This window comes from Stenotrophomonas sp. 10L48, from assembly GCF_056395105.1.
This window is the reverse complement of record NZ_JBFTIX010000014.1, coordinates 59,731-71,963: the sequence shown is the minus strand read 5'-3', so window position 1 is coordinate 71,963 and position 12,233 is coordinate 59,731. Positions and strand designations below refer to the sequence as shown.

The 12,233-nt window shown below is 67.5% G+C and carries 12 protein-coding genes; 7 read left to right on the top strand and 5 right to left on the bottom strand.

Annotated features, from left to right (window positions below):
• Nucleotides 1-183 precede the first annotated feature (183 nt).
• Both AC1DCU_RS18940 and AC1DCU_RS18935 read right to left on the bottom strand, forming a co-directional pair.
• Entirely contained in the window at nucleotides 184-1,008 is an 825-nt protein-coding gene (locus AC1DCU_RS18940; RefSeq protein WP_442251456.1) for a helix-turn-helix transcriptional regulator, read from the bottom strand.
• A complete protein-coding gene (locus AC1DCU_RS18935; protein WP_033831997.1) occupies nucleotides 1,005-1,709 on the bottom strand; it encodes a VIT1/CCC1 transporter family protein in 705 nt (234 codons plus the stop codon). The genes AC1DCU_RS18940 and AC1DCU_RS18935 overlap by 4 nt, the downstream gene beginning before the upstream one ends.
• 152 nt (nucleotides 1,710-1,861) lie before the next feature.
• Between AC1DCU_RS18935 and AC1DCU_RS18930 the strand changes: the two genes are divergently transcribed.
• Nucleotides 1,862-3,226 (top strand): glutamate--cysteine ligase, encoded by a 1,365-nt coding sequence (locus AC1DCU_RS18930; protein WP_025874082.1) that lies wholly within the window; start codon nucleotides 1,862-1,864, stop codon nucleotides 3,224-3,226.
• 117 nt (nucleotides 3,227-3,343) lie between these two features.
• On the opposite strand, the gene AC1DCU_RS18925 is transcribed toward AC1DCU_RS18930, so the two are convergent.
• Nucleotides 3,344-4,396: an NAD(P)-dependent alcohol dehydrogenase gene (locus tag AC1DCU_RS18925; RefSeq protein ID WP_032975406.1), complete on the bottom strand. Its 1,053-nt coding sequence runs from the start codon at nucleotides 4,394-4,396 to the stop codon at nucleotides 3,344-3,346.
• A 107-nt stretch (nucleotides 4,397-4,503) separates the two neighbouring features.
• Here AC1DCU_RS18925 and AC1DCU_RS18920 point away from each other — a divergent pair, with 107 nt between their 5' ends.
• Nucleotides 4,504-5,388, top strand: a complete 885-nt coding sequence (locus AC1DCU_RS18920) for a LysR family transcriptional regulator (RefSeq protein WP_025874084.1) — start codon at nucleotides 4,504-4,506, stop codon at nucleotides 5,386-5,388.
• 67 nt (nucleotides 5,389-5,455) lie between these two features.
• On the opposite strand, the gene AC1DCU_RS18915 is transcribed toward AC1DCU_RS18920, so the two are convergent.
• Complete coding sequence (locus AC1DCU_RS18915; RefSeq protein WP_032975407.1) at nucleotides 5,456-5,872, bottom strand: VOC family protein; 417 nt, start codon at nucleotides 5,870-5,872, stop codon at nucleotides 5,456-5,458.
• 108 nt (nucleotides 5,873-5,980) lie between these two features.
• Entirely contained in the window at nucleotides 5,981-7,084 is a 1,104-nt protein-coding gene (locus AC1DCU_RS18910) for an alkene reductase (protein WP_032975408.1), read from the bottom strand.
• Nucleotides 7,085-7,215: 131 nt separating this feature from the next.
• On the opposite strand from AC1DCU_RS18910, the gene AC1DCU_RS18905 reads away from it, so the two are divergent.
• The 5 genes from AC1DCU_RS18905 to AC1DCU_RS18885 all read left to right on the top strand — a co-directional run bounded on the left by AC1DCU_RS18905 (nucleotide 7,216) and on the right by AC1DCU_RS18885 (nucleotide 12,141).
• Entirely contained in the window at nucleotides 7,216-8,124 is a 909-nt protein-coding gene (locus AC1DCU_RS18905) for a LysR family transcriptional regulator (RefSeq protein ID WP_032975409.1), read from the top strand.
• 56 nt (nucleotides 8,125-8,180) lie between these two features.
• Nucleotides 8,181-8,456, top strand: a complete 276-nt coding sequence (gene frmR / locus AC1DCU_RS18900; protein ID WP_005411009.1) for a formaldehyde-responsive transcriptional repressor FrmR — start codon at nucleotides 8,181-8,183, stop codon at nucleotides 8,454-8,456.
• 63 nt (nucleotides 8,457-8,519) lie between these two features.
• Complete coding sequence (locus AC1DCU_RS18895; RefSeq protein WP_025874089.1) at nucleotides 8,520-9,629, top strand: S-(hydroxymethyl)glutathione dehydrogenase/class III alcohol dehydrogenase; 1,110 nt, start codon at nucleotides 8,520-8,522, stop codon at nucleotides 9,627-9,629.
• Between the two features lie 50 nt (nucleotides 9,630-9,679).
• Nucleotides 9,680-10,510: an S-formylglutathione hydrolase gene (gene fghA, locus AC1DCU_RS18890; RefSeq protein ID WP_478014250.1), complete on the top strand. Its 831-nt coding sequence runs from the start codon at nucleotides 9,680-9,682 to the stop codon at nucleotides 10,508-10,510.
• Between the two features lie 185 nt (nucleotides 10,511-10,695).
• Nucleotides 10,696-12,141: a GGDEF domain-containing protein gene (locus AC1DCU_RS18885; RefSeq protein WP_032975412.1), complete on the top strand. Its 1,446-nt coding sequence runs from the start codon at nucleotides 10,696-10,698 to the stop codon at nucleotides 12,139-12,141.
• Nucleotides 12,142-12,233 lie beyond the last annotated feature (92 nt).

Sequence of the window (12,233 nt, the reverse complement as noted above, 5' to 3'; positions counted from 1 at the left end):
GTGTCGGATTGCGGGGTGTCCGCGGCATGGATGCCGCGGCCAAGCCCCCATGGATGGGTTTACGGCGTCCCCRCAATCCGACACCGCCCCGCCATCCCACGGAATGCATGCTGTTGCTGTTGCTGTCGCTGTTGCCGTTGCCGTTGCCTCTGCGGGTGCAGGGCGCAGCCCTGCTGAAGAACCCTAGATATCTGTGGGAGCCAGCCCGTACTGCTCGGCGAAGCGCTTGCTGAAACTCGCTGCGGAACGATACCCCGCGCGTGCTGCCACGGTCTTCAACGGCAGATCGGTGGTGTACAGCAGCTGCATGCCATGGGCCAGGCGCGCTTCGGTCAGCAGCTGGCGCAGGCTGGTGGCTTCGGCGGCCAACCGCCGCCGCAGGGTCGCACCGCTCAGCGCGAAGTGCGCCTCAACGTCGCGCGACTGCCAGTCGCGGGCCGGTTCGGCGGCGATGCGGTCGCGGATCTGCTCGCCCAGCGTCGGTGCGTGCGGCAACAGCAGGTTGCCGTGGCCCTGCCGGCACCACGCCAGCACCAGCGTGGCCAGCGCCAACCGCGCTTCGCTGTAGTCGGCGTCCTGCAACGACTGCCGCCAGCTGCGCAGTACCGTGGCGTGGTCGCCCAGCGCCTCCCGGGCCAGCGTCGCTCCGGCCGTTGGCAAGGCCTCGCTCCACAGCGTGCGCGCCGCCGCCAGGACTTCCGTGCACAGCGGCACGATCGCGCTGAGGTAGCGTCCGGTCTGCGGGTCCGGTGTGTTGACCACGTCGATGCGGCAGCGCTGGGTGATCAGCAGGATGTCGCCCGGGACGAAGGTCAGCGACTGGTGGGCGGTACGTACCTGCTTGCGGCCTTCCAGCAGGATGGCGAACTGTGGCTGGGGAATCTCCACCGAGCTGGCACCGTGCTCGCGGCGGGCGGTGATGCAGGCATAGCCTTCAGCGCGTTGGCAGCCGGCCAGGCTGGCCATCTCCGCCAGTAGTGCCATGGCGGTGGGGGGCATGCCGGTCATATGACGTGTGCGCCCAGCAGGCGACCGACCGCGGCCGCGGCGGCCATCGCCAGTGCACCCCAGAACATCACGCGCAGGGCACCGCGCGTGGGTGATGCGCCACCGGCGCGTGCCGCCATCGCGCCGGTCAGGCACAGGCCGGCCAGCGTGCTGACCGTGGTGGCCGTGGCGACGTTCTGTACCGGCGTTAGCAGTGCGGTCAGCACCGGCAGCGCGGCGCCACAGGTGAAGGCGGCGGCCGACGCCAATGCGGCCTGCAACGGCCGCGCGCGCAGTTCCTCGGTGATGCCCAGTTCGTCGCGCGCGTGGGCACCCAGCGCGTCGTGGGCGGTCAGCTGTTCGGCAACCTGGCGCGCCAACGCCGGCTCCAGCCCGCGATGGCGGTAGATCGCGGTCAGTTCGTCCAGTTCGCTGTGCGGGTCTTCGTGCAGCTCGCGCTTCTCCATCGCCAGATCGGCATTTTCGGTATCGGCCTGGGTCTGCACCGACACATACTCGCCGGCGGCCATCGACATCGCGCCGGCCACGGTGCCGGCCACGCCGGTGGCCAGGATCGTGCTGGCCGAGGCGCCGCTGGCGGCCACGCCGACCACCAGGCCGGCGACCGAGACAATGCCATCGTTGGCGCCCAGTACGGCGGCCCGCAGCCAGCCGACGCGATCGGCACGGTGCAGCTCGGGATGTCGTGAATGGCGGCTCATGGCCCTGAGTGTACGAGGGTCAAGAGGGTGTCGGTAGGATGCTGAAACCCGTCACCGTCGCATGACGTAACGAGCCGCCACGCTATAGTGCGCCCTTGCGATGCAAGGCTCCCAGCCCCACATCCCCTGCCACCGTCCAGCGAGCCACCCCCTTGTCGAGCCCCAGCCACGTCGCCGATACGCCCATTACCGACCGCTCGCAACTGGTGGCGGAGATCGCCTCCGGCGAGAAGCCCCGTTCGCAGTGGCGCATCGGTACCGAGCACGAGAAGTTCGGGTTCCGCCTGGATGACCTGCGTCCGCCGACCTTCGATGGCGAGCGCGGCATCGAGGCCCTGCTCAACGGCCTGGTCCGCTTCGGCTGGACGCCGGTGCAGGAGAACGGCAACACCATCGCCCTGCTGCGTGATGGCGCCTCGGTGACCCTGGAGCCGGCGGGCCAGCTGGAGCTGTCCGGTGCGGCGCTGGAAACCATTCACCAGACCTGCGTGGAAACCGGCACCCACCTCAATGAAGTGGCGCAGGTGGCCGGCGAACTGCAGCTGGGTTTCCTCGGCATGGGCTTCCAGCCGAAGTGGACGCGCGATGAAATGCCGTGGATGCCCAAGGGCCGCTACAAGATCATGCGCTCGTACATGCCCAAGGTCGGTTCGCTCGGCCTGGACATGATGACCCGCACCTGCACCGTGCAGGTGAACCTGGATTACGCCAGCGAAGCGGACATGGTGAAGAAGTTCCGTGTGTCGTTGGCGCTGCAGCCGATCGCCACCGCACTGTTCGCCGACTCGCCGTTCACCGAAGGCAAGCCGAACGGCTACCTCAGCTACCGCTCGCACATCTGGACCGATACCGATGCCGACCGTACCGGCATGCTCGACTTCGTGTTCGAGGATGGCTTCGGTTACGAGCGCTATGTCGACTACCTGCTCGATGTGCCGATGTATTTCTCCTACCGCGATGGCATCTACCACGATGCAAGCGGGCAGAGCTTCCGCGACTTCATGCAGGGCAAGCTGCCCGTGCTGCCGGGTCAGCTGCCGACCCTGCGCGACTGGTCGGACCACACCACGACCGCGTTCCCGGAAGTGCGGTTGAAGAAGTACCTGGAAATGCGCGGTGCCGATGGTGGCCCGTGGAGCCGCCTGTGTGCGCTGCCGGCCTTCTGGGTGGGCCTGCTGTACGACGACACGGCGCTGGATGCGGCGTGGGATCTGGTGCGTGACTTCAGCCTGGCCGAGCGCCATGCGCTGCGTGATGGCGTGCCCAAGCACGCGATGGGCCTGCCGTTCCGCGGTGGCACCGTGCGCGACCTCGCCCGCGAGGCGGTGAAGATTTCGGTGGACGGGCTCAAGCGCCGTGCGGCGCGCAATGCCGATGGCCAGGATGAAAGCAAGTTCCTGGACGTGCTGCAGGAAATCGTCGAGTCCGGCCTGACCCCCGCCGAGCGCAAGCTGGCGCTGTTCCATGGCCGCTGGCACGGCGACGTCGACCCGGTGTTCCGCGAGTTCGCGTACTGAAAATGCGCCCGGCGCTACCCGCCACGAATCCGGTAGCGCCGGGCCATGCCCGGCGGGTGGCGTACGCAAAAAAAACCCCGGCAATGCCGGGGTTTCTTCATTCCATCAGCGCAGCGATCAGGCCTTGATGGTGGCCATGTCGATCACGAAGCGGTAGCGCACATCGTTCTTGGCCATGCGCTCCCAGGCTTCGTTGACGTTCTTGATGTCGATCATCTCCACGTCGCTGACGATGCCGTGCTCGGCGCAGAAGTCCATCATCTCCTGGGTTTCGGCCATGCCGCCGATCGCCGAGCCGGTCAGGTTCCTGCGACCGAAGATCACGCTGCCACCGGTCAACGGCGGGTCCAGTTCGGTCAGCACACCGACCAGGCACATGGTCGCTTCGCGCTTGAGCAGGCCCATGTACGGGTTGGTGTCATGGCTGACCGGGATGGTGTTGAGCAGGAAGTCGAAGCTGCCGGCATGCGCCTTCATCTGGTCGGCATCGCGCGAAACCAGCACTTCGTCAGCGCCCAGGCGCTTGGCGTCGGCACCCTTTTCCGGGGTGGTGGTGATCATCACCACGTGTGCGCCGAGCGCCTTGGCGAACTTCACGCCCATGTGGCCGAGGCCACCCAGACCGATCACGCCGACCTTCTGGCCCGGGCCGACCTTCCAGTGGCGCAGCGGCGACCAGGTGGTGATGCCGGCGCACAGCAGCGGCGCGGCTGCCTTCAGGTCCAGCGTTTCGGAGACCTTGACCACGAAGCGCTGCTCGACCACCACGTGGTCGGAATAGCCGCCGTAGGTCGGTGCGCCGCTTTCACGCTCGCGGCCGTTGTAGGTCCAGGTCGCACCTTCGGCGCAGTACTGCTCCAGGTCGTGCTGGCAGGCATCGCAATGGCGGCAGGAGTCGACCATGCAGCCGACACCGGCGTGGTCGCCGACCTTGAAGCGGGTGACCTCGCTGCCGACTTCGGTGACCCGGCCGATGATCTCGTGGCCCGGCACCATCGGGTAGATCGAGCCACCCCAGTCGTCGCGTGCCTGGTGCAGGTCGGAATGGCAGATGCCGCTGTACAGGATCTCGATGCGCACATCGTTCGGGCCAACCGCGCGGCGCTCGAATTCGAAGGGCACCAGCGGGTCGGTATGGGTGTGGGCGGCGTAACCACGGGCGAGGGACATGGGGAATCCTTGGCAGGGTTTGTCGAAAGGCGTTTTACAATACGCTCCGTACCTCGGGGTAAGAAGCGGATATATCGGCATGATTCATCAAGGCAGACTGCACAATCATGGCCACTGACAACCTGACCCACCTGGCCGCCTTCGCTGCGGTCGCCCGCCACCGCAGTTTCCGCCGCGCCGGTGCCGAACTGGCCCTGTCGACCTCGGCGGTGAGCTATGCGATCCGCGCGCTGGAGGAACGGCTGGGGGTGGGCCTGTTCCACCGTACCACCCGCAGCGTGGCCCTGACCGAGGCCGGGCAGCGCCTGCTGGAGCGCCTGCAGCCGGCGCTGGGGCAGGTGCATGACGCGCTGGAGGAAATGAACCACTTCCGCGCGGTGCCGGCCGGCCTGCTGCGGATCAATGCGACGCGGGCGGCGGTGGCGACCCAGTTGGGGCCGCGGCTGGCGCGGTTCCTGCACGCGCATCCGGACGTACGGGTGGAGCTGACCGAGAACGATGGTCTGGTCGATATCGTTGCCGAGGGCTACGACGCTGGCGTGCGCCTGCACGAGTTCGTGCCCGAGGACATGGTGGCGGTGCCGATGGGGCCGCCGCTGCGCGGCTTGATTGTTGGTTCACCCGAGTACCTGCGGCGCCGGCCGGCCCCGCAGCATCCGCGCGACCTGGCCGCGCACGAGTGCGTACGTTTCCGTTTCGCCAGCGGCCATCTGTACAAGTGGCAGTTCGAACGCGATGGCCAGACCCTGGAGATCGACGTACCGGGTCGACTGACGCTGTGCGAGCAGGGCACCGTGGTTGGCGCGGTGCTCGATGGCATCGGCCTGGCCTATGTGCTGGAAGACACCGCGCGGCCGTATCTGGACGACGGCCGACTGGTGGCGGTGCTGGAAGATTGGAGCGAACCGTTCGCCGGGTTTGCGCTGTATTACCCGAAGCAGCGGCAGATGCCCGGTGCGCTGCGTGCGTTCGTGGACATGCTGCGCGAGTGAATCGCGATCACCCGCGTCAGTAGATCCACGCCATGCGTGGATTGGCGCCCGCTACGCAGTGACCAATTCATTCGACCAGCGCGTCATACCCTGCATCGCTGAACTGGATCAGGCAGAAGCCATGGCCGAACGGATCGGACAGCACGGCGATCTTTCCCCAGCGGCGTTCGCGGATGGGATGTTCGAGCACGGCTCCGGCCGCAACCGCGCGGGCAAGCGCCGCGTCGATGTCAGCGACCACCCAGTCCAGATGCACGGGCGTCCAGTGGCGCTCGTAATCGCGCACATCGCCGTCATCGGTCGCTGCGCTGCCGGCGTCGTTCTGCAGCAGGTACAGCGGCGTGGGGCCACCGAGCAGTTCCAGCGCGCCGGGGCCGAGGCGGCGGCCGCTGCGCAGGCCAAAGGCCTGGGTGTAGAAGGCTTCGGCGGCGGTGATGTCAGGGACGTCGAGGTTGACGATGAAGGAGGCGGCGGAGGCGTTCATGGGGCAGGACCGAGGTCGGGCCGGGCCACGATGCGCTCATGGCCCGGCAGGATCAAGGCGCGGCACACCGGCGGTGGCCGGTGCAGCGCATCCACGCGTGGCGTGGATCTACGGGGCCGGCGGGTAGTCGAGGTAGCCCTCGCTGCCGCCGCCGTAATAAGTGCTGCGGTCGGGGATGGCCAGCGGGACATCGCGCTGCAGGCGCTCGACCAGATCCGGGTTGGCGATGAATGGTTGGCCGAAGGCGGCCAGATCGATGATGCCTTCCTCGACCAGCCGCAGGGCGCGTTCGCGGGTCATGCCGCCGGCCAGGATCACCGTGCCGCCATAGGCCTGCTTGAAGGCCTTGAGGAAGGCCTCGCCGATCACCGGTGCGCCGTGCAGGTAGTTGTCGTTCAGATGCACATAGGCCAGCCCGCGCTTGCCCAGTTCCTCGGCCAGGTACAGATAGCTGGCTTCGTTCTCCGCATAGGCGGGCATGTCGAAGACCTGGCTGTTCGGCGCAAGGCGCACGCCGATGCGGTGCGCGCCGATGCGCGCGGCCATCGCATCCACGGTGTCCAGGATCAGCCGCGCGCGGTTGCGCAGCGAACCGCCGTACACGTCCTGCCGGTCATTGGTGACCGGGTTGAGGAACTGCTCGAACAGATAGCCGTTTGCCGCATGCAGTTCGATGCCATCGAAGCCGGCGGCGATCGCGTTGTCGGCACCCTGCACGAAGTCGGCGACGATGCCCGGTACTTCTTCCGTGCTGAGTGCACGCGGCGGTGTCGGATCGGCATGGCCACGGCTGCCGTCGTCCAGGTACACGAACGAGGTGTTCTTCGGATCGCTCGCCACCGGCCGCGTGCCGGCGCTTACCGGCTGGCCGCCGTCGGGCTGCAGCGAGGCGTGTGACATGCGGCCGACGTGCCACAGCTGCGCGAAGATCGCACCCTGCGCAGCGTGTACAGCGTCGGTGACAAGCGTCCAACCGGCCACCTGCTCGGCCGACCAGATGCCCGGCACGTCGATGTAACCCTGGCCCTGCGCCGACACCGGCGTGCCTTCGCTGATGATCAGGCCGGCGCTGGCGCGCTGCCGGTAATACTGGGCGGTCAGTGCATTGGCGACGGCGCCGGGGTTGCGGGCGCGGGTCATCGGCGCCATCGCGATGCGGTTGTGCAGGGGTAGTCCAGCGAGGTCGAAGGGGCGGAACAGGGCGGCGGTCATGTCAGTCATCTCGGAGCGGGGGAGGGCGCCAACGGCGCGACAGCACCATGATGGAGGTGACATGCGGGCACATAAAGGCGGTAGATTTCCCGTCAGGCGGGACAATCTGTCCCCAATGAGCGAGCCTGCCGATGCTTCCCGTCGAATCCCTGAATGGCCTGGCGACCTTCGTCACCACGGCGCGCTCGGCCACCTTCACCGAGGCCGCCGACGCGCTGGGCATCTCCCGCTCGGCGGTCGGCAAGGCCATCGCCCGGCTGGAGGCGCGGCTGGGCGTGCGCCTGTTCCATCGCACCACCCGGCGCATCGCGCTGACCACCGACGGCGAGGCGTACTACGCCTCCTGCGCCGCGGCCCTGGATGAAATCGCGGCGGCCGAAGCCTGCCTGGGCTCGGCTGCGCATCTGCCGAGCGGCCGCCTGCGCATCGACATGCCGTCCTCGTTCGGGCGGCTGGTGGTGCTGCCGGTACTGCTGCGCATGTGCAATGAACACCCGGACCTGCAGTTGACGATGACCTTCACCGATCACTTCGTTGATCCGGTGGAAGAGGGCATCGACCTGCTGATCCGCTTTGGCGGTCTGCATCACGCCGAGCACCTGGTCGCGCGCAAGCTGGCCAGCCAGCGCCTGGTGACCTGCGCGTCGCCGGCCTACCTGCAGGCCTATGGTGTGCCGCAGACGCTGGACGAACTGCGCGACCATCGCAGCGTGGTCGGCTTCCGTCATGGCCAGTCGGTGGCGTGGCGGATCGGCAGCGAGGGCACCAACGGCAGCTTCATCCCCAGTGCCACCCATCAGCTCAATGATGGCGATGCGGTGATCGAGGGGGCCATCGCCGGGTTGGGGATCTGCCAGATGCCGATGTCACTGGTGCGCCATCACCTGGAATCCGGTGCGTTGCAGTCGGTACTGGACCACTGCACGCAGCACCATGTGGACATCCATGCGCTGTGGCCACAGACGCGGCATCTGCGACCGAAGGTGCGTTACGTGGTGGAAGAGCTGACCCGGCTGGCCGCAGAGGGGGCCTTTGATTGAGGTCCGGATCGGCTCCTGTATACTATCCCCCAGTATAGTTCCGAGGCCGGCCAGCGATGCCGCACTCTCCCGAAGAGAAAAAGAAGGTTCTGGCCCGCGTGCGCCGCATCCGCGGCCAGTGCGATGCGCTGGACCGCGCGCTGGAAGCCGGCGCCGACTGCGGGCCGGTGCTGCAGCAGATCGCCGCCATCCGTGGCGCGGTCAACGGCCTGATGTCCGAAGTGATGGAAGCGCACCTGCGCGAGGAGTTCGGCCAGCCCGCCGCCTCCGATGAACAACGCGCCGAACGCGTGCGCGACATGAGCGCGTTGATCCGCTCGTACCTGAAGTGAACGACGGCGCGACACAGCGCCGCGCATCCTGTTTTCCGCAAGCCCTTTCTGGAGAGTGCCATCATGAAATCCCGTGCCGCCGTCGCCTTTGGTCCCGGCCAGCCGCTGCAGATCGTCGAGATCGACGTCGCCCCGCCGAAGGCGGGCGAAGTGCTGGTCAAGATCACCCACACCGGTGTCTGCCACACCGATGCGTTCACCCTGTCCGGCGATGATCCGGAAGGCCTGTTCCCGGTGGTGCTGGGCCATGAAGGCGCCGGCATCGTGGTGGAGGTGGGCGAGGGCGTGACCAGCGTCAAGCCGGGTGACCACGTCATTCCGCTGTACACCGCCGAATGTGGTGAATGCCTGTTCTGCAAGAGCGGCAAGACCAACCTGTGCGTGTCGGTGCGTGCCACCCAGGGCAAGGGCGTGATGCCCGATGGCACCAGCCGCTTCAGCTACAACGGCGAGCCGATCTACCACTACATGGGCTGCTCGACCTTCAGCGAATACACCGTCGTTGCCGAGGTGTCGCTGGCGAAGATCAACCCGGAAGCGAACCCGGAGCATGTCTGCCTGCTCGGCTGCGGCGTGACCACCGGCATCGGCGCGGTGCACAACACCGCCAAGGTGCAGGAAGGCGACAGCGTGGCCGTGTTCGGCCTGGGCGGCATCGGCCTTGCGGTCATCCAGGGTGCGCGCCAGGCCAAGGCCGGGCGCATCATCGCGGTGGACACCAACCCGTCCAAGTTCGAGCTGGCCCGCGAATTCGGCGCCACCGACTGCATCAACCCGAAGGACTTCGACAAGCCGATCCAGCAGGTGATCGTGGAGATGACCACCTGGGGCGTGGACCACAGCTTCGAGTGCATCGGCAACGTCAACGTGATGCGTGCGGCGCTGGAATGCGCGCACCGTGGCTGGGGCCAGAGCGTGGTGATCGGCGTGGCCGGTGCCGGTCAGGAAATCTCCACCCGCCCGTTCCAGCTGGTCACCGGCCGCAAGTGGATGGGCACCGCGTTTGGTGGCGTGAAGGGCCGCAGCCAGCTGCCGGGCATGGTCGAAGACGCGATGAAGGGCGATATCGAGCTGGCCCCGTTCGTCACCCACACCATGGACCTGGACAAGATCAACGAAGCCTTCGACCTGATGCATGAAGGCAAGTCGATCCGTTCGGTCGTCCACTACTGAGCCGCGCCGGGCGGCAGGCGCCTGCCTGCCGTCCCTCGGGAGGAAACCTCATGGAACGTATCGAACACCGCGCCTGTGCCGGCGGTTGGCAGGATGTCTACCGCCATCATTCGACCACGCTGGGCTGCGACATGCAGTTCGCCGTGTACCTGCCGCCGCAGGCGGAAACCCGGAAGCTGCCGGTGCTGTACTGGCTGAGCGGGCTGACCTGCACCGAGCAGAACTTCATCACCAAGGCCGGCGCGCAACGCTATGCGGCCGAGCACGGCGTGATCATCGTCGCCCCGGACACCAGCCCACGCGGCGATGACGTGGCCGATGCCGAGGGCTATGACCTGGGCAAGGGCGCGGGTTTCTATCTCAACGCCACACAGCAGCCGTGGGCCAAGCACTACCGCATGCACGACTACGTCGCTCACGAGCTGCCGGCGTTGATCGAGGCGGGTTTCCCGGCCACCGACGCACGAGGCATCAGTGGCCATTCGATGGGCGGCCATGGCGCGCTGGTGATCGCGCTGCGCAACTCCGGCCGCTACCGCAGCGTGTCGGCGTTCTCGCCGATCGTGRCACCCAGCCACGTGCCGTGGGGGCAGAAGGCATTCGCCGCCTACCTTGGTGACAACCCGGCCGACTGGGCGCAGTGGGATGCCTGCGAACTTGTGGCCCACGCCGGCGAGCGCTTGCCGCTGCTGGTTGACCAGGGCGAGGGGGATGAGTTCCTGCACAGCCAGCTGCAGCCGCAGCGCCTGCAGCAGGCCTGCGATGCTGCCGGTCATCCGCTGAGCCTGCGCCTGCAGCCCGGCTACGACCACAGCTATTACTTCATCGCCAGCTTCATCGGCGAGCACATCGCGCACCACGCCCGCGCGCTGCACGCCTGACGTTTTGCTGGTAGTGCCGGCCGCTGGCCGGCAACCTGCAGACCCGTGATTCCCTGGGGTTGCCGGCCAGTGGCCGGCACGACCAGAGCGTGTGCCCGGAGTGCCGTTTTGCCGCAGTGGATCACGCCGCTGTGGCGTGCCGGCGCGCTATCGTGCCGCCATACGGCCTTGCGCATGGGGGATGCATGCTGGTTGTGCTGGCGCTGATGTTCCTGATCTGCCATGGCGTGGTCGTGGCGTTCTGGCCGGGTGCGGCCGGTGAGGGATCGTTCGTGTTCCTGACCGTGGCACCCCTGCTGGCGGCTGCGGCCTGCCTGTGGCGCGGTCAGCGCGACCGTGCTGCGCTGGGCTGGCGTGCCACTGCAGTGGCGCTGCTGCTCTGGGCCGGTGGCATGGCCTTCAACATGGCCGACGCACTGGGCGCCGGACGGGCCGACATCACCCCGCGCGCCAGCCTGCTGCTGTATGTGCTGTACGGTGTGCCGCTGGTGTTCATCCTGGCCCGCGCCCGTCGCGAACGCTGGACCATCAGCCTGATCGACGGCGTGATGGCGGCCCTGCTGGGCGTGTTGTTCTTCGTGCATACCCAGTCCTTCGCCGACCGCATCGATATCGACGACCAGGCGATGGCGCACATGCAGCGCATGTTCGACATCCAGAACCTGTGCATCGCCGGTTTCGCGGTGGTGCGCTGGGTCGCCGGCGATGCGCCTGAACGGCGCAGCTTCTACCGCGCGCTGGCGCTGTATGCGCTGTCCTATCTGCTGCTGGCGTTCTACATCAATCACTACACCGCCGAGCAGTCGTTCGGCGCCTACAACGATCTGCTGATCGACCTGCCGTTCCTGCTGCTGGCGCTGCTGGCGCTGCGTCAGGCACCCGCACCGGGCTTCGTGCTGCATCCTCGCCTGCTGCGATTGGTGCAGGCCGGTGGACCGATCATCCTGCCCTTGTTGCTGCTGGTGGTCGGCACCCTGGTGGTGGACCACGCGCGGCCGTTGGCGCTGACCGGGTTCGTGGTGGCAACGCTTGGCTTCAGCCTGCGCAGCACGTTGCTGCAGCTCGACCTGCTGGAACGACAGGCCGGCCTGGATCAGATGGCGCGGCAGGATGGCCTGACCGGCGTAGCCAATCGCCGTCAGTTCGATACGCTGCTGCTGGCCGAATGGAACCGGGCGCGTCGCAGCGGCAGCGAACTGGCATTGCTGCTGGTGGACATCGACCATTTCAAGGCATTCAACGACGAGCACGGTCATCCTGCCGGCGACCGCTGCCTGCAGGCGGTGGCCGCGGTGCTGCAGGCCACCGCCGGGCGCGCGGCCGACAGCGTGGCGCGCTATGGCGGTGAGGAATTCGCGGTGATCGTGCCCGGCAGCCCACTGTCGGGTGTGCTGGCGCTGGCCGAGCGCCTGCGCGAGGCGGTGGAAGCGCTGCCGCTGCCGGAAGGCCGGGTCAGCATCAGCGTGGGCGTGGGTTACCTGCATCCGCCGGCGCTGGCCACCGCCGAACAGTTGCTGGCCGATGCCGATGCCGGCCTGTACGCGGCCAAGCGTGCGGGCCGCAACCAGGTGATCCTGCACGCACACGTGCTGGACGACGACGGGGGCGCGCACGACACGCTGGACTGTTGAGCATGGCTGCGCGACTGCCACGGCAGGAAAGTGCGTGGTTGATCGGGGCTGGCGCGACCGCCCGGTCGGATCCAGCAGGCGCAGGCGTTGCC